This window comes from Rhizobium sp. BK399 (genome assembly GCF_014194695.1).
GTDB lineage: Bacteria > Pseudomonadota > Alphaproteobacteria > Rhizobiales > Rhizobiaceae > Rhizobium.
This window is the reverse complement of the sequence record NZ_JACIAH010000006.1, coordinates 314,761-338,123: the sequence shown is the minus strand read 5'-3', so window position 1 is coordinate 338,123 and position 23,363 is coordinate 314,761. Positions and strand designations below refer to the sequence as shown.

The following is a 23,363-nucleotide window of genomic DNA, read 5'->3' as shown; positions in this document are numbered from 1 at the left end:
GCTTTATCGCGACGAGACAAGGTTCCAAGAAACCAAGAACTCCGCCGGGGCGCGGCGGAGTTCTTTCTTCCGAAGGGGTGGCCGGAAGACCGCGCCGGGCAGATTATTGCGCCGAAGCGGGAACTATGTTGACGCTGGTGATCGCGCCAGGATTACGAACAAAGTCACCTCTATGGGGATGCGCAACCACCGTGCGCGTTCCATGTTCAAGCTCAATCTCAACCTCAAGGCGCCGACCAAGCTGGTCGACAGCAACGAGCGAGCCATTCAGCAGTCCTGTCAGGCTTTGCTGAGACACTGCGAGGGTCACTTCGGGACGATTGTCGTTGCGACCACCACGGTGTTCGCCGGGATTGTCGTCATTGGCGTCATGGTCGGCACCGTCATCGTGGCCACGGCCACGGCCATGATCGTCGTCGCCGTCGTCGTGACCGCCGCGACCGCTGTGATCATCACCGCCACGCCCGCTGCCGCTGTGGTCGTCACTGCCGCCGCTGTGGCTGGATCCGCTATTGCCGCTGCCGCCCGAGCCGCCGGAACCGCTACCGCTGCTCCCACCACCATCATCGCTGCCACCACGGGCAAATGCTGCCGACGAAAAATGGCCTGAACTGAATGTCTGGATTGTCGGGAGCGACAAGGTCACCGCGATTGCGGCGACTGAAGCCAGAAACGTGTGGGAAATGGTCTTCTTCATGATCTTTGCCTTCTGCTCTCTTCTTTGTTGAGAACAGATTGCCAAAGTCTCGCTGACAGACCGTTGAGCGCGTTTGTCAGCATCCTGTCAGATTGGGTGGACGAGGCCCCAAAATACAAAAGCCGCCCTTACGGACGGCTTTGATACGAGAGTAGCTACACGCCTCACTTCGGCGCGAGCACCATCATCATCTGGCGGCCTTCAAGCTTCGGCTCGGCTTCGACCTTGGCATATTCGGTCGTGTCGGCCTTCACCTGCTGCAGCAGCTTCATACCGAGTTCCTGGTGCGCCATTTCGCGGCCACGGAACTTCAGCGTCACCTTGACCTTGTCACCGTCTTCAAAGAAACGGCCCATCGCCTTCATCTTCACCTCATAGTCATGGGTGTCGATATTGGGGCGCATCTTGATTTCTTTGACTTCGACAATCTTCTGCTTCTTGCGCGCCTCGGCGGCCTTTTTCTGGTTGGCGTATTTCAGCTTGCCCAGATCGAGGATCTTGCACACAGGCGGTTCGGCATTGGGGGAGATTTCCACCAGGTCGAGGCCGGCTTCTTCAGCCATTTTCAACGCCTGGTCGGTGGGCACAACGCCCAAGTTCTGTCCTTCAGCATCAATCAGCTGAACTCGGGGGATGCGAATTTCCCGGTTCGAGCGCGGCCCTTCCTTCACGGGCGCGTCGGCTTTAAAGGGTCTGCGAATGGTCGTATTCTCCTCGCGTTGTTTCGGATCGCTGCAGCCCTGGCACTCCCAATCACGGGAGTACAAACGTAGTCTCACCATTGCTGCAACGGAGTCAGTAGCATTCTTTAGCGGAAAAAACACCTGCTGTCAGCCTGTCAAGAATCTGTTTTATAGGCCAAAACAATCGGAGTTCTGCGATGTCTGACGCAAATTTCATTCATGACCAACAATATCTGACCGTAGGAGAAGGCGAAGCCGCACGCGAGATTGCCTACCTCGCGCGAAGCCGGTCCGGTCAGGCAAACGGCCCAACCCTCGTTTGGTTATCCGGATACCGCTCCGACATGAGCGGCAGCAAGGCGATCGAACTCGACCGGTTTGCCGCGGAAAACGGTCTCGCCTGCCTACGCCTCGACTATTCCGGGCACGGCCTATCCGGCGGCAAGTTCACCGACGGGACGATCTCGCGCTGGCTGGAGGAAGCGCTTGCCGTGATCCTCCACACGGCCCCCGACCGGATTCTGGTCGTAGGTTCGTCGATGGGCGGATGGATTGCTCTCAGGCTCGCGCAGGAACTTTCCAAGCGGCAGGACGGGCCGAAGCTCGAAGGCATGGTGCTGATTGCGCCGGCTCCCGACTTCACCACCGAGCTGATCGAGCCGAACCTCACGAAGAAGGAGAAAGCCTCGCTAGCCGAGCGCGGCTACTTCGAAGAGCGGTCGGCCTATAGCCCGGAGCCAAACATCTATACGCGGGCGCTGATGGAGGACGGGCGCGACAACAGCGTGCTCAAAGGCATCATCGAGACCGGTTGCCCCGTGCATATCCTGCAGGGGATGAAGGATCCCGACGTTCCCTATCAGCACGCCATGAAACTGGTGGAACATCTGCCTGCCGACGATGTCGTACTGACCTTTGTGCGCGACGGCGATCACCGGCTTTCGCGACCGCAGGACATCGAGCGCATCCTTGCCGCCGTCAAAGGGCTTATCCGATAATTCAAACGGTACCGCCTGTGCCAAATCCTAACGGATTTTAACCATGTTGGTGGTTAGCACCCCCCTCCCCAGAAGTAACGATTGACTCTCCGAGCCTCCGTCCGTTAACTTTTTGTTAACAATACATGGGCGATGCAAGGGAAGAGCGGGCGTGCGGATCAAGGGTTTCGTCGTGGCCATGATGGCCGTGTTTGCTATGTCTACAGCCGCAACGCCGGCTTCCACCAACAACCTCTCGATGGTCACAGGCGCAGCCACTTCCCAGCCGATCGGCCACTACGACTTCTGCCAGATCCATCGCAACGAATGCGGCCCGAACCGCAACACCTCGCCGGCTGAGATGTCTGATGCCAAGTGGGGAATGGTGCGATCGGTCAACGCCACGGTCAACAATAGCATCACACCGATGACCGACAAGGAAATCTACGGCAAGGATGAGGTCTGGGCTTATCCGACGACGGCGGGCGATTGCGAAGACTTCGCCCTCTTGAAGCGCCGCATCCTGGTTCAGCGGGGAATTTCGCCAGCTAACCTTCTGCTCACGGTCGTTCGCAAGCCGGACGGCGAAGGCCATGCCGTACTGACGTTGCGCACCACCAACGGCGACTTCGTGCTCGACAACCTGGCATCCAGCGTCAAGCCGTGGTTCGACACCCCCTACTCCTTCATCAAGCGCCAGTCGAGCGCCAATGCCGGTCGCTGGGTCACCATCGAAAACGGCCGCGACGTTTTGGTCGGCGCCTTGAGGTAGACAATATCGGATTGAACAGGAAAGGCCGGCGAGATGCCGGCCTTTTTTGTACCTCAGCCATTTCCAATCAGAATACCGGCCCCGAGAACAAGACCGCCGCCGACAACTACCTGCAAGGCGGCACGCAGGAACGGTGTTTCCATAAACCTGTTCTGGATGAACGCGATCGCCCAAAGCTCGAAGATCGCGATGATCACCGCCATCGTCGTTGCAGTCCAGAAGTTCGGGATCAGATACGGCAAGGTGTGCCCAAGACCGCCGAGCGCCGTCATGACTCCGCAGGCGAGACCACGCTTGATCGGCGAACCGCGGCCGGAAATCTTGCCGTCGTCATGCGCCGCCTCGGTGAAGCCCATCGAGATGCCGGCGCCGACCGATGCGGACATGCCGACAAGGAAGGTCTGCCAGGTGTCCTGGGTCGCAAACGCGGCCGCAAAGATCGGCGCCAATGTCGACACCGAGCCGTCCATCAGACCAGCGAGACCGGGCTGCACGTAGGTCAGAACCAATTGCCGCCGCGCCGCGACGTCTTCCTCCGCCTTTACGGTCTCAGGCGTGTGCTTGTCGCCCAGCATATGGGTGATCTCTTCGTGGCCCTGCTCGGCGAGCGCCAAGTCACCCAAAAGCTGCCTCGTGCCGGCGTCGGTCACGCGGGTCGCGGCCTCGACATAGAAGCGATAGGCCTGCTGTTCCATGGCCGCCGCCTCGTCCCGGATCTTGTCCAATGACAGGTTGCGTCGCAGCCAGTCGGGCTTGCGCTCATAGAATCCTCGAACATGCTCGCGCCGGATGAGCGTTATGCGCTCGCCGAACCGCTGGCGATAAATTTCGATCAGGGATTTGCGATGTGTGTCCTCGACCTCGGCCATGTCCTCGAAGACTTTTGCCGACGCGGGATACGCGTCCCGCAGCATGTCGGCGTAGGCGAGATAAATGCGCGCGTCGTCCTCTTCGGAGCCGATGGCAAGCGCGAGTATTTCCTGTTCGGACAATGAATCAAAAGAACGCTTGGATGAATTGAAAAGTCTGTTGAACATGACAACCTCGTTTTAGAATTATTCTAAAATATGAGTTGTCGATGCTTGGGTCAAGTTTGGCAAGCCACGGAATCGACGGGGAATCAGGTGATCGCCGCGGCAAGTAAAGTAGAATGCGACTTACGCACGATTGCCGCCCTAAACGCGCATCGCAAATAGCGTGCACGTTACGGTCGATGTCTACGCCGAAAGTGTATGACTGAGCGGCTCAAAACCACAGCAAAAGCAGGTTGAAAATTGCAACTAGTTGGTTGAGATATTGCAAAAGGCGGGCATAGTACTAGCGCATTTGAATTTATAATGAGGGAACACAGCAGTGCCAGATCCGGTAGATATTATTGTCGGCAGAAATGTCCGGACGCTCAGGGCCAAACGACGCATATCGCAGCTGGAACTGGGAGACGCGCTGGGGCTGACTTTTCAACAGATTCAAAAATACGAGAAAGGCACCAATCGCGTATCCGCGAGCAAGCTTCACCAGATCGCGGTCTTTCTGGGCGTGGATATTTCGGACCTGTTCGAAGGCGCCAATCCGCGTGACGGATCGGCGCGACCAGGTCTCAGCCCGGAGGCCTATGAGCTTGCCCTGCACTACGACAAGCTTCGCTCCACAGCAGGCAAAGAGGCCGTAAAGACCATCTTGTCGATCATGACCGGCGACAGCTACGTCGAGGCGTTGGGCTGAGCTCTGCTCTGCCGGTCAGTGCAGCTCGCGCTCGTGAAGGGCGACGAGCAAATCGTCCTGCGTCTGATGGCCGGCATGATAGAGATCTATCGCGATGCTGGCGATCGCAAGTCCCTGCTGGCTGCGCAGCTTGATATTGTGCTCGGCGCACCACGCGTAGAGCGCGCCGGCGAGCACATCGACATCGTCAGACTGGAAAGACACGGAAGCGGCGGCTGCCATCATGGAAGTTGCCCTCGATTTTTTGGTTGATCCCCGCAAGGATACTGGCCGCTTCGTGTGCCTTTGCAAAGCGCCATTCATTGCCTGCGTTAACGCAAGACAGATGCGCATTTCGGCCTGCTCCAGAATGGAACAAGTGCCGGGCGCCAGCGCTATTCCGACGCCACCTTGAAGTCCAGCGAGGCTGAGCAGGCCGCGATCGCATCCAGCATCTTTTCGAATCGGGGGTGATCGCGCACCGAATCCAGATCCGAATCATGCTTGAACCACAGGATGTGATAACAGGACGACAGCGGCAGTAGCTCCTCCAACAGGTCCAGCGCAGCGTCGCATTCGTTCAGCAACGCGTAAACACAGGCGATGTTATACTGCGCAACAATGTCATCCGGGTCGATCATCTGGGCGCGCTTCACCCACTCCTTTGCTTTTTCCGCCTCGCCCATGTGCGCCAGGGCGAGCGCGCCGCGATGAGCAGGGCCTGAATTTTCCGGATGCCGCTCCAGGGCCTCCTCGGCGCGCTCGATGCAGATGCTTGCCCAGTGCGCTCGCTCTTCCTCCAGCCCGAGCGACCGACATGCACTCATCAGGTGTATCGGCGACAAATAGTCGTCCGGCCTGATCTCGGCCGCCCTGGTGAAGAACGTGATGGCTCCTTCGAACTTGCCCTCCATGAAAAGGAAGCGGCCATAGTGAAAATTCGCTTCATAGAGATCGGGTTCCAGCGCCAGCGCCTTTTCGAACTCGCTCAGCGCCTCTTCGTCTCGCCCATCCTGGTGCAGCGCCAGCCCGCGCGAGGCGTGCGCCTCAGCGAGATTTGGATCGAGTGCAAGCGCCTTGGCACTCAGATTGAGAATCCCCTGTAGCGTATACTCTCCCGCGTGCCAGTCGCGCAGCGCTGACTCGCAATCGGCCATCCCGGCATAGGCACGCGCATATTCCGGATCGAGAGCGACCGCAGTCGCAAACATACGCCGCGCCAGAAGCAGATAAGGCCGCGTCCAGGTGTGAGAAAGCTGCCGACCGCGCAGGTAATAGGTGTAGGCTTCGACATTGCATGTCTGCTCGGCTTCGATCGCTCGCCGCTCCTCCGGCAGCAGCTTGATCTTGAGTTGATCGACGATCGCGTGGGTGATCTCGTCCTGGATCGCAAAAATATCGGTCAGGTCACGGTCAAAGCGGTCCGCCCAAAGGTGCCCGCCGTTCTTCGCATCAATCAGCTGCCCGGTAATGCGCACCCGCTGCCCGACCTTGCGGACGCTGCCCTCGAGAACGAAGTCGACGCCGAGCTCGGCCGCGACCTGCTTCACCTGCACGGATTTGCCCTTGTAGGTGAAGGCGGTGTTGCGTGCGACGACGTAGAGGTTCGATACCTTGGAGAGGTCGGTAATGATGTCTTCGGTGATGCCGTCCGAAAAATACTCCTGCTCGGCGTCACCGCTCATGTTGGTGAAAGGCAGGACGGCAACGAGCTGCTTGTGCTTTTCCTTGGCAGCGGCCAGAGCGGCCTTGTTCACTTTCAGCGGCAGCGCCCGCCGCGGAGAGATCGCATAGACCCTGATCGGTTCCTTGATGTTCTTGAGCCTGTGCTCGCCGCGATCCTCGAACGACAGGTCGAGCCGCGAGCCGACGTGGTCCTTGACCGAGGCGGAGACAGCAATGCCGCCGGGTTCGGCCAACGTTTCCAGCCGGGCAGCAACATTGACACCATCGCCGAAAATATCGCCCTCCTCGACGATAACATCGCCGAGATGGATACCGATCCGGAACTCGATGCGCTTTTCTTCAAGTACGGACAGGTTTCGCTGCGCCGTCTCCCGCTGCACCTCGTCGGCACAGGCAACCGCGTTCACAATGCTGGAGAATTCCACCAACATGCCGTCACCGGTCATCTTGACGATGCGGCCGCGATGCTGCGCAATTTTCGGGTTGAGGAGCTCCGTGCGGCAGGACTTTACCGCACTCAGCGTCCCGGATTCATCTGATCCCATCAATCGGCTGTAACCGACGATATCTGCTGCGAGGATGGCTGCGAGACGGCGTTCCAAGTGTCCCTCGGCGCTGCTATGTTGTTCGGCCTGCTAATTTACCCTTTTATTATCTTAATGTCCCACCAATCATTTGGCTGATCCAAAATAGTAAAGCCATTTTCACTGCGAAAGTCGCGCCCGCGCAACAACCCTGCATAGGCAATCCGGAGCAAAAAACAATAAAGGCCCGGTTGCAGGAACAACCGAGCCTTTCAACATTTTGTCGATGACTTGATCAGCCCTCGAAGAATTCCTTCATTCGGGCAAAGAACCCGGTCGATTCCGGATTGTTTTCCTTCGAGGACAGCTGTTCGAACTCCTGAAGGAGTTCGCGCTGCCGCTTCGTCAGCTTCTGCGGAGTCTCGATCTGGATCTGGATGTAGAGGTCACCCGTCTGCGGCGACCGCAACACCGGCATGCCCTTGCCCTTGAGGCGAAACTGCTTTCCGGCCTGCGTGCCTTCCGGCACGGTAACGCGCGACTTGGTGCCATCGAGCGTCGCCACGTCAAACGTGCCGCCAAGTGCCGCCGTCGTCATCGAGATCGGGATGGTGCAATAGAGGTCGGCGCCATCGCGCTGGTAGAATTCGTGCGGCTTGACCGAGAGGAAGATGTAGAGATCGCCCGCCGGACCGCCACGCATGCCGGCCTCGCCCTCGCCCTGCAGGCGAATGCGGGTGCCGTCTTCGATGCCGGCCGGAATGTTCACCGAGAGCGAACGCTCTTCGGTGACGCGACCCTGGCCATGGCACTTCGTGCACGGATCGGGAATGATCGTGCCACGACCATGACAGGTCGGGCAGGTCCGCTCGATCGAAAAGAAGCCCTGGGCTGCACGGACACGGCCCGAACCCTGGCAGGTGCCGCAGGTTTTCGGCTGGGTGCCGGGCTTTGCGCCCGAGCCGGAACAGACATCGCAAGTGATCGATGTCGGAACGCGGATCTGCGCCGTCTTGCCGGAGAAGGATTCCTCCAGCGAAATTTCCATGTTGTAGCGAAGATCGGCGCCACGCTCGCGGCCACCCGAAGAGCGCTGCCGCTGCCGGCCGCCGCCCATCATCTCGCCGAAGATATCCTCGAAAATATCGGAGAACCCACCACCGCCGCCAAAGCCACCGCCGCCGAAGCCGCCACCGCCCATGCCGCCATGCTCGAAGGCTGCGTGACCGTAACGGTCATAGGCCGCCCGCTTCTGCGGATCCTTGAGCATTTCGTAGGCTTCGTTGATTTCCTTGAATTTACGCTCTGCCTCATGATCGCCCGGATTCTTGTCCGGATGGAATTTCATGGCGAGTTTGCGGAAGGCGCTTTTCAGCTCTTTTTCGTCCGCCGTCTTGGCGACACCCAGCGTTTCGTAAAAATCGGCTTTTGCCATTAAGGATCAGACCCCGGAAATGGATTTCCGGCTGCCCTGGAGAGCAGCCGGAATGTCAGTTTCAAACGTGACCGTTCTGGTCCAGCTTACGCGGACTTCTTACGGTCGTCGTCCTTGACTTCTTCGTAGTCGGCATCGACGACATTATCATCGCCAGCTTCTGCCGATGCGTCTGCCGCACCACCTTCAGCCTGCTGCGCTTCATAGATCGCCTGACCGAGCTTCATGGAGACTTCCATGAGGGTCTGGGTCTTTGCCTTGATCTCTTCAGCATCCGGCTCGCTTGCCTCGACGGCAGACTTCAGAGCAGCAATCGCATCGGAGATCGCGGTGCGATCGGCCTCGGTCACCTTGTCACCGTAATCCTTCAGCGACTTCTCGCTGGAGTGGATCAGGCTTTCGGCCTGGTTCTTGGCTTCTACGCCTTCGCGACGCTTCTTGTCGGCTTCGGCATTGGCTTCAGCGTCCTTGACCATCTTCTCGATGTCGGCGTCGGAGAGACCACCAGATGCCTGGATGCGGATCTGCTGTTCCTTGCCGGTGCCCTTGTCCTTCGCCGAAACCTGCACGATGCCATTGGCATCGATATCAAAGGTGACTTCGATCTGCGGAACGCCACGCGGTGCCGGCGGCAGGCCAACGAGGTCGAACTGGCCGAGCAGCTTGTTGTCGGCAGCCATTTCGCGCTCGCCCTGCGAAACGCGGATGGTGACGGCCTGCTGGTTGTCGTCGGCGGTCGAGAAGGTCTGGCTCTTCTTGGTCGGGATCGTGGTATTACGCTCGATCAGACGGGTGAAGACGCCACCGAGGGTCTCGATGCCGAGAGACAGCGGGGTTACGTCGAGAAGCAGAACGTCCTTGACGTCGCCCTGGAGAACGCCGGCCTGGATGGCCGCGCCGAGAGCGACGACTTCATCCGGGTTGACGCCCTTGTGCGGCTCTTTGCCGAACAGCTGCTTGACGACTTCCTGCACCTTCGGCATGCGGCTCATGCCACCGACCAGAACGACTTCGTCGATCTCGGCTGGCGTTACGCCTGCATCCTTAAGAGCAGCCTTGCACGGTGCGATCGTGCGCTGGATCAGATCCTCAACCAGGCTTTCGAGCTTGGCGCGGGTCAGCTTCAGCGTCAGGTGCTTCGGGCCGGTTGCATCAGCGGTGATGAACGGCAGGTTGATTTCGGTCTGCTGCGAGGACGACAGTTCGATCTTCGCCTTTTCGGCAGCTTCCTTGAGGCGCTGCAGAGCCAGCTTGTCGCCCTTGAGGTCGATGCCGTTGTCCTTCTTGAACTCGGCAACGAGGTATTCGACGAGACGCATGTCGAAGTCTTCACCGCCGAGGAAGGTATCGCCGTTGGTGGACTTCACTTCGAAGACGCCGTCGCCGATTTCGAGGATCGAGATATCGAAGGTACCGCCACCCAAGTCGTAGACGGCGATGGTCTTGCCGTCCTTCTTGTCGAGACCATAGGCAAGGGCTGCCGCCGTCGGCTCGTTGATGATGCGCAGAACTTCGAGGCCAGCGATCTTGCCGGCATCCTTGGTTGCCTGGCGCTGGGCGTCGTTGAAGTATGCGGGAACGGTGATGACGGCCTTTTCGACCTTTTCACCGAGATAGGATTCAGCGGTTTCCTTCATCTTCTGAAGGATCATCGCGGAGATCTGGGCAGGCGAATAGCCGGTGCCGCGGGCCTTGACCCAAGCGTCGCCGTTGTCACCCTTGGTGATCTCGAAAGGAACGAGAGCCTTGTCCTTTTCAACCGTCGGATCGTCGTAGCGGCGGCCGATGAGGCGCTTCACTGCGAAAAGCGTATCCGTGGGGTTGGTAACTGCCTGGCGCTTGGCCGGCTGACCGACCAGGCGTTCGCCATCTTCGGAAAATGCTACGATCGAAGGGGTCGTGCGCGCACCTTCGGCGTTCTCAATGACCTTCGCGTCCTTGCCGTCCATGACAGCGACGCAGGAATTTGTCGTTCCGAGGTCGATACCAATTACTTTTGCCATGTCATTCTCTCCTTGAAGCAAGCTGTCGGAACCCCGAGAAGGCATTTCCCTGACAGCCCCTTACGGGATGGGTCTTTAAGATTAACGCAATCGTGATTGCGGTGATGCCGCGTATATAAGGAGCGGTTTTCGGGACTGCAAGGCGAGAAATGGCCAGAAAACCAGCAAAACAAGCGCCCGGCGATTAATTTCGACACACACAGGAAAATGGCATTTTCCTGACCGAATGCTTTGGTTATTGCCCCATGATCAAGTCGAGCAAAGTCGTCCGTCTCGGCCGGTGTGCCGGCGCCGGTTCAGGCTCGCCAATGTCACCCGGCGGCAGCGCGTCGCCGTAGCCATAATCTCCGTCCTGGGCGATGTCCGCGGGAGGCACGGGGCCGCCGTTATCAGCCGTCATCGGCTGGCGTCGTGGCCGACCCGGCGCCTGCGGATAACGCTCGGCGCTCTCACCAAACACGCCGGAAAGAATGCTGCCGATCGTCGTCGGTTCTTCAAGCGGCGGCGCCATGCCAGGCTCGGCGGATGCCATCGGCTGATCGCCAAAGCCGGGATTGGCTGCCGGATCCGCCATGAACTGACCGTTGCCGAACAGCGGCGCCGGCGACAGTCCCTTGTGCGCGGCGACCATGAACTCCTGCCAGGCCTTGGCGGGCAAGCCGCCGCCCGTGACCTTCTTCATTGGCTTGCCGTCGTCGTTGCCGAACCAGACGCCCGTCGTGAGGTTGCTGGTGAAGCCAACAAAGAGCGCGTCGCGCGAGTTCTGGGTGGTGCCGGTCTTGCCGGCGGCCTGCCAGCCGGAAAGCTTGGCGCTCTTGCCCGTTCCCTGGTTGATGACGCCCATCATCATCGTATTCATGTTTGCGGCTATCGCTTCCGACAGGACGCGGGGCGGATTGTCGTAGGTGTTCTCATAGAGCACCTTGCTGCCGTCGGCCGTCGTCACCCTGCGGATCACGTGCGGCGTCGCCTTGTAACCACCATTCATGAAGGCGGCATAAGCGCCGGTGAGCTCAGTCAGCGACACTTCGGATGTGCCAAGCGCGATCGAGGCATTCGGCTGCAGTTCCGATTCGATGCCGAGACGGTGTGCCAGCTTGATGACCTGGTCCGGCCCGTCATACATGACAAGCTGGGCGGCAACGGTGTTCAGCGACTTTGCAAGCGCCGTCGCGAGCGTCACCTCGCCATTATACTTCTTCTCGTAATTCTCGGGCGTCCAGTCGCCGATGCGGATCGGCGCGTCGTTGAATACGGAAAACGGCGTCAGGCCCTTTTCCAGCGCCGCGGCGTAGACGAACGGCTTGAAGGACGATCCCGGCTGGCGTTTGGCAGTGACGGCGCGGTTGAACTGGCTGTCGGCATAGTCCCTGCCGCCCACCAGCGCGCGGATTGCGCCGGTGCCGTCGAGCGAAACCAGGGCCGCCTGTGAGGCATCGAGCTTGGCGCCGTCCTTGCCGAGAACGTCATTCAGCGACTGCTCCGCGCGCTTTTCCAGCGTCTTGTCGATCGTCGTATCGACGACGATGTCTTCCTTGACGTCACCGATCAGACCGGGGAGTTGGTCGATGACCATATCGGCGACGTAGTGACCGGCGCCCGACCAATAGCGCTTTGCCTTGGCCGGCGTCTGCGACATGGCGGTCTTCACTTCGTCATCGGTGATATAGCCCTGCTCGCGCATCGTCTGCAGCACGACCTGCGCGCGGGCATTGGCGGCCTCGGGATCGCGTGCCGGCGACAGGCGCGACGGCGCCTTGACGAGGCCGGCAAGAAGGGCGGCTTCACCAAGGTTCACATCACGCGCGGACTTGTTGAAGTAGCGCCGCGACGCAGCCTCGACGCCATAGGCGTTCGAACCGAAAAACACCCGGTTGAGATACATCGCAAGGATCTGCTCCTTGGTATATTTCTGCTCCAGCCATAGCGCGAGCAGAACTTCCTGGACCTTGCGCTCGAGCGTCCGGTCCGGCGACAGGAAGAGGTTCTTTGCAAGCTGCTGCGTCAGCGTCGAGCCGCCCTGAACCATATGCCCGGTCGTCAGGTTGGTGACCAAGGCGCGTGCAAGGCCAAGCGGATCGACGCCGAAATGCGAATAGAAACGGCGGTCTTCGATGGCGACGATCGCTTCGGGGATGTACGGCGACATATCTTCGAGTGCCAGCGCTTCGCCGCCGGTCGTGCCGCGATTGGCAAGGACGCTGCCGTCGACAGCGGTGATCTTGACGTTCGGCGGACGCTCCGGAATGGCCCAGGTGCTCGCGCTCGGCATACGCGAGCCGTAGTAAACGACGAGGCCGGCGACGCCGATCCCGGCCCAAATCCCGAAAACGATGCACCAGTAGACAAGGCGACGGATGAAAGCGAAGAGCCCACCGCCATCGCGATCACGGCGGTCTCGTTTGCGTCGCTCCGGCTGCCGCGAACGGGACGACTTCGGCGGCGCTTTCCGCGTCGAGCGTCCGCGCACCACACGGTCATCGGCATCGAGCGAGAAATCGTCATCATCATCACGGTCGTCGCGACCGCTGAAAGAAGGTTCGATCCTGTCGCGTGATTTGCCTCTGCCCGCCATCTAGTACCCGGTACACCCCATCTTCGCTTCTCGCGCGGCGATGCCGCAGAAACCGTGCTTTGCCAAACGGTTCTCCACCCGGTTGAACTTTAAATGCGGCGATTTAAGGGGTGGTTAAGAAGTGGTTAGAACGGCCCATGCCTGCCCCAATAATGTCAAATTTGGTTCAGCCCCCGTTCACCGAACCGGCTCTCTAATCGGCAGGCAAGGGACTTGCATAACAGAGGTGCAGAGATGCGTATGAGAATGATTGCAGCCGCGATCGCCATGTTTGGATTTGGCGTTTCCATGGCTGAAGCGATGCCGATTGCGCCAGTGAACGGCATTGCGGCCAAGAATACAGTGCTCGTCGACTATGCCTGCGGGCGCGGCTATCACCTGACCCGATGGGGCAATTGCCGGCCGAACTGGAACCGGCCGCCGCCGCCGCGATACGGCTGGCGCAATGACCGCCGCCCTTATGGCTGGGGCGGCCCGCCGCGCTATGGTTGGCGCTACGAGCGATCCTACGGATGGGATCGCCCGCCGCCGTGGGTGCGCGGACGCGATTGGCGATAGTCGAATTCAGGAAAATCGCAGGGCCCGGCTTCGACCGGGCTTTGTTTTCTTTGGCTTACCAAGCCACGCTTTTTCGGCATAGCTGCCATTCGTTGCGACTGTCACAAATCTGACATATAGCACGTTGAATTGCGCCTAAGATTAGCGCAGACCGCGCAATATGTAGGCATTTCATGAGCATCGACTTTAACAACACCGAAGAATTCAGGCTGCGCGAAGTCTGGAGCGTGCACGAGTTTGCACGCCACCACCGGCTGACCAAAATGGAAGAGAGCCGTCTGAAGATGCTGCACGGTCCGTTTGCCGAGATGCGCGAACTGCTCGCCTCACGGCAAAGTTCAGTTTCTCTCTGGTAAGCGGGAACCATTAGCGACCCCGTGGATTATGCCCGAAGCGAAACACGCCCTACACGTTTCGCTAAAGGTCGGCCGTCTCCCCTCAAACGAGCCGATCGCGATCCGGCCCGGTGTCTCTCCCAGAGCGCCGGGCCGTCCTCTGTCTGCTCCAGACATTTCATCTCGTATGCAAAAAGGCGGCCTGCGGCCGCCTTATCCGTTTACTGCTGAGATCCGCAACTCGGATCACCCGGCTGGCAGCGTGGGGGTCCACGACGACCATCACCACCGCGACGCTGATTCGCGTCGTCGGTCCGCTGCGGCGGTCGCTGGAAATCGTGACGGTTGTCACTGGGTCGCCCCTGGAAATCCTGAGCGTCCGGGCGGCCGCCGAAATCCCGGCGGCGATCCGGGCCGCGGTTTCCATCGGGCCGGCGATTGGGACCACGATCGAAATCGGGCCGCGGGCGGTCGGGGCGCGGGCGTCCGTCAAATTCCGGCGGTCGCGCCGGCCGGACGGCAGCGGGCGGACGATCATAGACCGAATTCCGGCGCCAACGATCCCGGTCCCGATAAAAGTCGCGATTGCGATAGTAGCGGTCCCAGTAATTTCCGACGCTGAAGACCACGGTCGGAATTCCGAGTGGACGGTAGTATTCCGGCCCCACATAGACGCGCCGGCTTTGATACAGCGCCTGCACGTAGCGACCAGCTACCCACCCGCGACCGCCGTAAAACTCCACATCGCACCATGGAACATCCGCAAGGCAACCATGAATCTCCACCGATTCGCCCGCCGGAATGACGGTGACGGCAGGGTATTGCGTGCTCGGCCCGGCGCGCATGTTGACGTTGGCTGTGACAAATCCTCCTGCGGCTTCCGCGACCGCAGGCGCAAGTAAAAGGGCCGCCACGGCAGCGGCCGTCGTCAGTATGGACTTCACGTTTTAAACTCCTTTGCCGACGCACGCGGATCACGCCGCCTGCGCGTTTCGAAGAGGTCGCCTGGTGCATCGGACACGCGTTCGCCATTCGTCGCCCCGCGTCGATTCAGCCAATCACCTTTTTCTTTCAATGGTTTGTAGTTCGCTCAGATGAACCTGAGTTGAACAGCCGAAAGCCTCGAAACGCAAAAATATGCGAGGCTCGCTTGAAACGCGGGACGGGCATACCGACATAAGGCTCAACAGATTGCAGCCGGTGGAAAGCTGGGCGCGCCAGCAACGTTGCCGCTTCCGCCATTGTGATCGTGGCTCGCTGGTTAACCATTCGTTAACCTTTCCCGATCAGTCTGGCTGCAACATTCGCTTCCTCCTTGACCACGGATGTACTGGCATCGAAGTGAAGCGAATGACGAAAGGCCGGTTTGTTCCGGCCTTTTTGTTTTTCAGGCGCCCGCGAAGCAGGCGCACCTTCCGACCGTCACTTGGCCAGCGCTTCCAGGATGCGGATCCAGGAGCGGATGCCCTTGTGATAGGACACCAGTTCGTACTTCTCGTTGGGCGAGTGAATGCGATCGTCGCTGAGGCCGAAGCCGACGAGCAACGACTCCATGCCGAGCATCTTCTGGAAGTCACCGACGATCGGGATCGATCCGCCCATGCCGATGACGACGGCAGGCTTCGGCCACTCGTCGGAAAGCGCGTTCTTCGCCTTTGTCAGAACCGGCGAATCATAGGAAAGATGGATGGCCGGCGAACCGCCGTGCGGGTGGAATTCGACAGAGCAATCCGCCGGGATCTTCGACCGGACATAGGCGCGGAAGCTTTCGCGAATGGCGCTTGGATCCTGGCTCCCTACGAGACGGAACGAAACCTTGGCCGAGGCCTTGGCTGCGATCACCGTCTTGAAGCCCTCGCCCGTATAGCCACCCCAGATGCCGTTGACCTCGGCGGTCGGCCGCGCCCAGGTCAGTTCAAGGACGGACCTGCCCTTTTCACCCGAAGGAATCGACAGGCCAACCTCCCCGAGGAAGGTCTCCGCCGTCTTGCCGAGGGTTTCCCAGGATGCCTTGATGTTGGCCGGGGTTTCCTCGACACCGTTATAGAAACCTTCGAGGGTGATACGGCCGGTTTCATCGTGCAGTCCAGCGAGAATGGCCGTCAGAATATGGATCGGGTTGGCAGCCGCACCGCCGAACAAGCCGGAATGCAGGTCGCGATCAGCCGCAGTTACGACAACCTCCTCGCCGACAAGCCCGCGAAGCGCTGCGGCAATCGCCGGGGTATCACGGTCCCACATGCCGGTGTCGCAAACCAGGGCGTAGTCCGCCTTCAGTTCGGCGGCGTTGGCCTCGAGGAACGGTTTCAGCGACGGTGAACCCGATTCTTCTTCGCCTTCGAAGAGGATGGTAATGCGGCAGGGCAACGCACCGTTGACTTCCTTATACGCGCGGCAGGCCTCGACGAAGGTCATCAACTGGCCCTTGTCGTCGGAGGTGCCGCGACCGGTGAGGACCTTTCGGCCGTTGCCGATGTCCTTGATCGCCGGCTCGAAGGGATCGTTCTCCCAAAGTTCGATGGGATCGACGGGCTGGACGTCATAGTGGCCGTAGAACAGCACATGCGGCGCGTCGGCGCTTGCCGCTGCGTGATGAGCGACAACCATGGGGTGACCGGGCGTGTCGCGTACGGAAGCCTCGAAACCCAGCGTCTTCAGATAGGACACGAGCCATTCCGCCGCCTTGCGGCACTCCGCCTTGAAGGCGGGATCGGTCGAGATGGACTTGATCCTCAATAGCTCAAACAGCTTGTCGAGGCTTGATGGCAGGTTCTGGTCCGCGCGCGAAAGCACCGGTATTGCATCGGTCATTTTCGACTCCTTTCGAAATTTCGCGGGACGATAGACCAAAGGTCGACTGCTTTCGAGGCGAAAAAAGCAGAGCAACGGAACGCTACAGCGAGGACTGGGGCAAGGGATCAGCCTTTCGGTAAGCCTGATATCGAACCGAGCGTAAGGCTGGCTGCATACGAAAATTTTCTTTCCGTACACGGAGACGAGTTTGACCGCCTTTACAACGCGACACCGATAACGGCAGCGAAATGGCGCCTGCTCAAAGCTTCTTGGCGTTGTCGAGAAGCCGGCGGATATATTCGAGGGTCAGCTCCCGTTCGAAACTCTTGAAGCCCTGAAATAGCGCAAGGTCGGCTTCTCGCGCCGCCTCGATCGCATCATCTTCCATGCCCTTTGCCTTGTCGGTGAGAAAGATCAGCTGGGCCCGCTTGTCGGATGGATGCGGACGACGGTCGATCAACCCGTCGCGCGCCATGCGTGCAAGCGTGTTCGCCATGGTCGCCTGCTCGATGTCGACGCGGGCCAGTAGCTGCTTCTGCGTCAGCCCGTCCTCGGCCCAGAGTTCGAGAAGAACCGGGAACTGCCCTGGCGAAAAGCCGAGCCGCGCCGCGCGCCGCTGCAGCGAACGAGCAAAGCCCTTGGCCAGCTGGCTGGCAAGGTAGGCCCCCGAGTCCATACGATTACTTCCCATCTTCTCAGTTAGTCGCAAAAAACTCGACGAAACAGTGCAACAAATCGCATACGACGCATCACAAGTGCTTCATCGCAGGTTGTCCTTCGGAAGATAGAGCAGAAAAACAAAGCCGCCATAGCCTGGAGGTCTGGCTATGGCGGCTCTAAAATGGGGACAAAGGCCCGGAGAGGGGATAAGGCCTTTGTCCAAGTCCGATGCGGCGGGGGACAAGCCAGCTATCAGACCCTCGACGCGACCAAACACGATCAAACGTCGGTAGTAATCATTTGTGATCGGGAATGTGGCTTTTCAAGGGAAAGCCGAGCATTGACTATTACAAATTGGTAACAGTTTGGTGAGGCGGAATCTTTTCGGTCTCCAAGTTTATATGGACCTTCCAAGGTCGCCGCGCTATCCATGACGCCATGAAAAAAGGCGATCATCTTTTCCTAGTCGACGGCTCCGGTTTCATTTTTAGAGCCTTTCACGCACTCCCCCCTTTGACCCGCAAATCCGATGGTTTGCCGGTCGGCGCTGTGTCAGGATTCTGCAACATGTTGTGGAAGCTGCTGACGGATGCGCGCGACACATCGGTCGGCGTGACCCCAACGCATCTTGCCGTTATTTTCGACTACTCGGCAAAGACGTTCCGCAAGGATCTCTACGATGCCTACAAGGCAAACCGCTCCACTCCGCCCGACGAGCTTATCCCGCAATTCGGGCTGATCCGGCAGGCAACGCGGGCCTTTAATCTGCCGTGCATCGAGACGGAGGGTTTCGAGGCCGACGACATCATCGCAACTTACGCCCGCCAGGCCGAGGCCCTCGGCGCTGACGTGACGATCGTCTCTTCGGACAAGGATCTGATGCAGCTGGTTACGACTGCGGTCCACATGTATGACAGCATGAAGGACAAGCAGATCGGCATTCCTGACGTCATCGAGAAATGGGGCGTGCCGCCCGAGAAGATGATCGATCTTCAGGCGATGACAGGCGACTCGGTCGACAACGTGCCCGGCATCCCAGGCATCGGTCCGAAGACGGCGGCGCAGCTGCTTGCCGAGTACGGCAATCTCGATGCGCTTCTCGAACGCGCGACCGAGATCAAGCAGGAGAAGCGCCGCCAGACGATCATCGAGAATGCCGACAAGGCCCGCCTGTCACGCGAACTGGTGCGACTGCGTACCGACGTTCCGCTCGAACTTAAGGTGGAAGACCTGATCCTCGAGCCGCAAAACGGGCCAAAGCTGATCGGCTTCCTGAAGGCAATGCAGTTCACATCGCTGACGCGGCGCGTTGCCGAGGCTTGCGATTGCGACGCCAGCGCCATCGACGCCGTTGACGTTCCGGTCGAATGGGGTGCATCGGCGCGGGGTCCCGATCTGGACAGCGCAGAGCCCGAGCCGGTGGCCGGGGGCATTCCCGACGTTGCCGGCGACGCGGTGCCCGTCCCCGCGAAGACGAATGGCGTGAACGGTCGAGAAGGTACCTTCCTGCCCGGCGACCTTGCCAAGGCACGCGCCGAGGCTTTTGCCTCGCTACCCTTCGATCACTCGCGCTATGTCACCATTCGCGATGTAGCGACGCTCGACAAATGGATTGCCGATGCGCGCGATACCGGAGTGGTTGGCTTCGACACCGAGACGACGTCGCTCGATGCGATGCAGGCAGAACTCGTCGGATTCTCGATGGCGATCGCCGACAACGATAAGAATGCCACCGGCACCAGCATCCGCGCCGCCTACATCCCGATCGGCCACAAGACGGGCTTCGGCGATCTGCTCGGCGGCGGATTGGCCGAGAACCAGATCCCGATGCGCGACGCCCTGCCCCGGCTGAAGGCGCTTTTGGAAGACGAGGCGATCCTGAAGGTCGCCCAGAACCTGAAATACGACTACCTCTTGATGAAGCGATACGGCGTCGAAACGAAAAACTTCGACGATACGATGCTGATCTCTTATGTGCTCGACGCCGGAACCGGCGCACACGGAATGGACCCGCTGTCGGAGAAGTTCCTTGGCCATACGCCGATTGCCTACAAGGACGTGGCCGGTAGCGGTAAGTCGAACGTTACATTCGACCTCGTCGATATCGATCGCGCGACGCACTATGCCGCAGAGGATGCGGAGATCACGCTCAGGCTCTGGCTGGTGCTGAAACCGCGTCTTGCCGCCGAGAGGCTGACGACGGTTTACGAACGCCTCGAACGGCCCCTGCTTCCGGTTCTCGCCCATATGGAAGAGCGCGGGATTACCGTCGACAGGCAAATCCTGTCGCGCCTGTCCGGCGATCTCGCGCAGGGCGCTGCCGCGCTCGAGGAGGAAATTTTCAAGCTCGCCGGCGGGCGCTTCACCATCGGCTCGCCGAAGCAGCTGGGCGATATCCTGTTCGGCAAGATGGGACTGGCCGGCGGTACGAAGACGAAGACCGGCCAGTGGTCCACCTCGGCAAGCGTGCTCGAAGACCTCGCCGCTGCGGGCTTCGAACTGCCACGCAAGATCGTCGACTGGCGCCAGCTGACCAAGCTCAAGTCGACCTATACGGACGCGCTGCCGGGATACGTCCATCCCCAGACGAAGCGGGTTCACACGTCGTATTCGCTGGCGTCGACGACAACAGGTCGCCTATCCTCCTCGGAACCGAACCTGCAGAACATTCCTGTACGCACTGCGGAAGGCCGCAAGATCCGCACGGCATTCATTTCGTCGCCGGGCCACAAGCTGATTTCGGCCGACTACAGCCAGATCGAGCTGCGCGTGCTCGCCCATGTCGCCGAGATTCCGCAGCTGACGCAGGCGTTTGCCGATGGCGTCGACATTCATGCGATGACCGCGTCGGAGATGTTCAGCGTACCCGTCGAGGGCATGCCGTCCGAAGTGCGACGTCGCGCCAAGGCCATCAACTTCGGCATCATCTACGGCATTTCCGCGTTCGGCCTCGCCAATCAGCTCTCGATCGAGCGCTCGGAAGCGGGCGACTACATCAAGAAGTATTTCGAACGCTTCCCCGGCATCCGCGACTACATGGACAGCCGCAAGCAGATGGCGCGTGACAAGGGCTACGTCGAGACGATCTTCGGGCGGCGAATCAACTATCCGGAGATTCGCTCTTCCAACCCGTCGGTTCGCGCCTTCAACGAGCGAGCGGCAATCAATGCTCCGATCCAGGGATCGGCGGCCGATATCATTCGCCGGGCAATGATCAAGATGGAACCGGCGCTCGCGGAAGCAGGGCTTGGCGATCGCGTCCGCATGCTCCTGCAAGTGCATGACGAACTGATCTTCGAAGTCGAGGACGCAGACGTCGAGAAGGCGACGCCGATCATCGTTTCGGTGATGGAAAACGCCACTATGCCGGCACTTGAAATGCGTGTGCCGCTCAGGGTCGACGCGCGCTCCGCCACCAACTGGGACGAAGCGCACTGAGCGCTTCGTCGAAAATCCATTAAAATTTTCACTACCGTTCAAGCCATTGATAAAAAATGGTTTTGCATGAATTCCGCGGCGAATGAAGGCGCGGACGGAAGGAACTTATTAACCTTCATTTCCTAATTCGAGAGCGGGTATTAGTTGCTAATCATGAGTGAGTAGCGGTCGTATGCGCTTTCCTAGAACCAATCTGACAGGGGCCGAGGAGATTTCCGCGGAAGTCGAAGGTGAACAGCTGCAGGAACACGCAGGCGAGAAGCCTACGGCACCTATCTGGCAGAACAATTTTTCACTGGCTCCGAATGTGCGGTTTACCCGCACGCCCGAGAATCTGATCAATCCGAAGCGCGTGCCGACGCCAGCCGTTCGCACGCCGCCGCTTGCGCTGCAGGAGCGCGTTGCGGCGGAAATCGGCGCAAGCGTGGAATCGCTGGCGCCCGTAGTCGCTAACCTTCCGCTCGAGATCTATGAAGCCGTGATTCCGCCTGCGATCGAAGTGCAGCCGGCTGTGGCTGTATCACCGATGATGTCGGCCGAGCCCGAAACCCAGACAATTGTCCGCGCCTCCACGGAACTGGCTGCCATCTCGGACTTCGCGTTCTGGGAAGTCATGGCATTCGAGGAAGCGGCGGCGGAACCGATCCTGCTGCCGCCGGTAGTTTCGCTGCCGAAGCCAGAGGTCAGCCCCGAATCGATCATCAGCCGGTTCCGCGTCATGGAGTGGCGGCCAGGTCGACAACATCAGGCCATCGCCGTTGCGCCGGCGCCTGAACCAGTAGCGCCGCTGCCCGTCGCGCCCGCTCCCGGTTTGACGCGGGGCCGCGCAGCGCAAAGCCCCGTCGCGACCGAGCAGACCCGCTTGGAAGAAGCGGTACCAGTCGAGCCAAAGACGCAGCCGATCGCTCCACTGCCGGTTCGCGCCTTGGCGCCGCAGCCGCTCGCACCGGCCCCTCGCTTTGCTGCGCCGAAGGTCGTCCCCTCGAGGGTCGATGCCTCGGGCTACGAATTCCCGTCGCACTCGTTGCTGCAGGAGCCACCGGAACGTGTCGGCGAGATCATGTCGCAGGAGACGCTCGAGCAGAATGCCGGGCTTCTCGAAAGCGTGCTCGAGGATTTCGGCATCAAGGGCGAGATCATCCATGTCCGCCCCGGCCCCGTCGTCACGCTTTACGAGTTCGAGCCGGCACCGGGCGTGAAATCGTCGCGCGTGATTGGCCTTGCCGACGATATCGCCCGCTCGATGTCGGCGCTGTCGGCACGCGTCGCCGTGGTTCCCGGCCGCAACGTCATCGGCATCGAACTGCCGAATGCGCTCCGCGAAACCGTCTATTTCCGCGAGATGATCGAAAGCGCCGACTTCGAGAAGAGCAGCTTCAAGCTCGCACTCGGCCTCGGCAAGACGATTGGCGGCGAGCCTGTCATCGCCGAGCTCGCGAAGATGCCGCACCTGCTCGTCGCCGGCACCACCGGTTCGGGCAAGTCGGTTGCCATCAACACGATGATCCTGTCGCTGCTCTACCGGATGTCGCCGGAGCAGTGCCGCCTGATCATGGTCGATCCGAAGATGCTGGAACTCTCCGTCTATGACGGCATCCCGCACCTGCTGACACCTGTCGTCACCGACCCTAAGAAGGCCGTCATGGCGCTCAAGTGGGCGGTGCGCGAGATGGAGGATCGCTATCGCAAGATGTCGCGCCTCGGCGTGCGCAATATCGACGGCTACAACAGCCGCGTGGCGCAGGCGCGCGACAAGGGCGAGACGATCCACGTCATGGTCCAGACCGGCTTCGACAGAAGCACTGGTGCTCCCATCGAGGAGCAGCAGGAGATGGACCTGACGCCGATGCCTTACATCGTCGTCATCGTCGACGAGATGGCCGACCTGATGATGGTCGCCGGCAAGGAAATCGAAGGCGCGATCCAGCGGCTGGCGCAGATGGCGCGAGCGGCCGGCATCCACCTGATCATGGCGACGCAGCGCCCCTCGGTCGACGTCATCACCGGTACGATCAAGGCGAACTTCCCGACGCGCATCTCCTTCCAGGTGACGTCTAAGATCGACAGCCGCACCATCCTTGGCGAACAGGGCGCCGAGCAGCTGCTCGGCCAGGGCGACATGCTGCATATGCAGGGCGGCGGGCGGATTTCTCGCGTGCACGGACCGTTCGTTTCGGATGCCGAAGTCGAGAAGGTCGTCGCGCATCTGAAGACGCAAGGTCGCCCTGAATATCTCGATACGGTTACGGCTGACGAGGAAGACGAGGCCGGCGAGGAAGAGGACAGCGCGGTCTTCGACAAGAGCGCCATGGGCTCCGAAGACGGCGACGAGCTCTACCAGCAGGCCGTCAAGGTCGTCCTGCGCGACAAGAAGTGCTCGACCTCCTATATCCAGCGCCGCCTCGGCATCGGCTACAACCGTGCCGCCTCGCTCGTCGAGCGCATGGAGAAGGAAGGCCTCGTCGGCCCGGCCAACCACGTCGGCAAGCGCGAGATCGTGGCTGGACGCGGCGAAGGGGAATGATC

At 60.1% G+C, this 23,363-nt stretch carries 18 protein-coding genes; 8 read left to right on the top strand and 10 right to left on the bottom strand.

Annotated features, from left to right (window positions below):
- Positions 1-202 precede the first annotated feature (202 nt).
- Complete coding sequence (locus FHT97_RS15900) at positions 203-610, top strand: hypothetical protein (RefSeq protein WP_183863515.1); 408 nt, start codon at positions 203-205, stop codon at positions 608-610.
- Between the two features lie 251 nt (positions 611-861).
- Here the strand turns inward: FHT97_RS15900 and infC are convergent, their stop codons facing one another.
- Positions 862-1,398, bottom strand: coding sequence for a translation initiation factor IF-3 (gene infC, locus FHT97_RS15895; protein ID WP_025658610.1), 537 nt, complete (start codon positions 1,396-1,398; stop codon positions 862-864).
- A 179-nt stretch (positions 1,399-1,577) separates the two neighbouring features.
- Between infC and FHT97_RS15890 the strand changes: the two genes are divergently transcribed.
- Together FHT97_RS15890 and FHT97_RS15885 are read left to right on the top strand one after the other, a co-directional pair.
- The gene (locus FHT97_RS15890; RefSeq protein WP_183863513.1) at positions 1,578-2,378 is read left to right on the top strand and encodes an alpha/beta hydrolase; all 801 of its coding nucleotides are present in this window, start codon (positions 1,578-1,580) and stop codon (positions 2,376-2,378) included.
- A gap of 151 nt (positions 2,379-2,529) precedes the next feature.
- Positions 2,530-3,129 (top strand): transglutaminase-like cysteine peptidase, encoded by a 600-nt coding sequence (locus FHT97_RS15885; RefSeq protein WP_183863511.1) that lies wholly within the window; start codon positions 2,530-2,532, stop codon positions 3,127-3,129.
- A gap of 53 nt (positions 3,130-3,182) precedes the next feature.
- Here FHT97_RS15885 and mbfA read toward each other — a convergent pair whose 3' ends face one another.
- Positions 3,183-4,166, bottom strand: a complete 984-nt coding sequence (mbfA, locus tag FHT97_RS15880; RefSeq protein WP_183753472.1) for an iron exporter MbfA — start codon at positions 4,164-4,166, stop codon at positions 3,183-3,185.
- A 316-nt stretch (positions 4,167-4,482) separates the two neighbouring features.
- Here mbfA and FHT97_RS15875 point away from each other — a divergent pair, with 316 nt between their 5' ends.
- The gene (locus tag FHT97_RS15875) at positions 4,483-4,851 is read left to right on the top strand and encodes a helix-turn-helix transcriptional regulator (protein WP_183863509.1); all 369 of its coding nucleotides are present in this window, start codon (positions 4,483-4,485) and stop codon (positions 4,849-4,851) included.
- 15 nt (positions 4,852-4,866) lie between these two features.
- On the opposite strand, the gene FHT97_RS15870 is transcribed toward FHT97_RS15875, so the two are convergent.
- From FHT97_RS15870 to FHT97_RS15850, 5 genes are all read right to left on the bottom strand, one after another.
- Positions 4,867-5,076: a hypothetical protein gene (locus FHT97_RS15870; protein WP_183753476.1), complete on the bottom strand. Its 210-nt coding sequence runs from the start codon at positions 5,074-5,076 to the stop codon at positions 4,867-4,869.
- A 149-nt stretch (positions 5,077-5,225) separates the two neighbouring features.
- On the bottom strand, positions 5,226-7,118 hold the full coding sequence (locus FHT97_RS15865; RefSeq protein WP_183863507.1) for a tetratricopeptide repeat protein: 1,893 nt from the start codon (positions 7,116-7,118) through the stop codon (positions 5,226-5,228).
- Positions 7,119-7,335: 217 nt separating this feature from the next.
- A complete protein-coding gene (gene dnaJ, locus FHT97_RS15860; protein WP_114710810.1) occupies positions 7,336-8,475 on the bottom strand; it encodes a molecular chaperone DnaJ in 1,140 nt (379 codons plus the stop codon).
- A gap of 86 nt (positions 8,476-8,561) precedes the next feature.
- Positions 8,562-10,478, bottom strand: coding sequence for a molecular chaperone DnaK (dnaK, locus tag FHT97_RS15855; protein WP_183863505.1), 1,917 nt, complete (start codon positions 10,476-10,478; stop codon positions 8,562-8,564).
- A gap of 235 nt (positions 10,479-10,713) precedes the next feature.
- Positions 10,714-13,053 carry a transglycosylase domain-containing protein gene (locus tag FHT97_RS15850; RefSeq protein WP_183863502.1) on the bottom strand — a complete coding sequence of 780 codons (2,340 nt, stop codon included), beginning with the start codon at positions 13,051-13,053 and terminating at the stop codon, positions 10,714-10,716.
- A gap of 234 nt (positions 13,054-13,287) precedes the next feature.
- Between FHT97_RS15850 and FHT97_RS15845 the strand changes: the two genes are divergently transcribed.
- Together FHT97_RS15845 and FHT97_RS15840 are read left to right on the top strand one after the other, a co-directional pair.
- On the top strand, positions 13,288-13,611 hold the full coding sequence (locus FHT97_RS15845) for a hypothetical protein (RefSeq protein ID WP_040673870.1): 324 nt from the start codon (positions 13,288-13,290) through the stop codon (positions 13,609-13,611).
- Between the two features lie 173 nt (positions 13,612-13,784).
- On the top strand, positions 13,785-13,967 hold the full coding sequence (locus tag FHT97_RS15840) for a hypothetical protein (RefSeq protein WP_016552358.1): 183 nt from the start codon (positions 13,785-13,787) through the stop codon (positions 13,965-13,967).
- 200 nt (positions 13,968-14,167) lie between these two features.
- Here the strand turns inward: FHT97_RS15840 and FHT97_RS15835 are convergent, their stop codons facing one another.
- The 3 genes from FHT97_RS15835 to FHT97_RS15825 all read right to left on the bottom strand — a co-directional run bounded on the left by FHT97_RS15835 (position 14,168) and on the right by FHT97_RS15825 (position 17,415).
- A complete protein-coding gene (locus FHT97_RS15835) occupies positions 14,168-14,890 on the bottom strand; it encodes an SH3 domain-containing protein (protein WP_259126375.1) in 723 nt (240 codons plus the stop codon).
- A 478-nt stretch (positions 14,891-15,368) separates the two neighbouring features.
- Positions 15,369-16,757, bottom strand: a complete 1,389-nt coding sequence (locus FHT97_RS15830; protein ID WP_183863500.1) for a dipeptidase — start codon at positions 16,755-16,757, stop codon at positions 15,369-15,371.
- Positions 16,758-16,998: 241 nt separating this feature from the next.
- Positions 16,999-17,415, bottom strand: coding sequence for a MarR family transcriptional regulator (locus tag FHT97_RS15825; protein WP_183753487.1), 417 nt, complete (start codon positions 17,413-17,415; stop codon positions 16,999-17,001).
- A gap of 422 nt (positions 17,416-17,837) precedes the next feature.
- Here FHT97_RS15825 and polA point away from each other — a divergent pair, with 422 nt between their 5' ends.
- A complete protein-coding gene (gene polA, locus FHT97_RS15820; RefSeq protein WP_183863498.1) occupies positions 17,838-20,837 on the top strand; it encodes a DNA polymerase I in 3,000 nt (999 codons plus the stop codon).
- Between the two features lie 172 nt (positions 20,838-21,009).
- Positions 21,010-23,361, top strand: coding sequence for a DNA translocase FtsK (locus FHT97_RS15815; RefSeq protein WP_183863496.1), 2,352 nt, complete (start codon positions 21,010-21,012; stop codon positions 23,359-23,361).
- Positions 23,362-23,363: the final 2 nt, after the last annotated feature.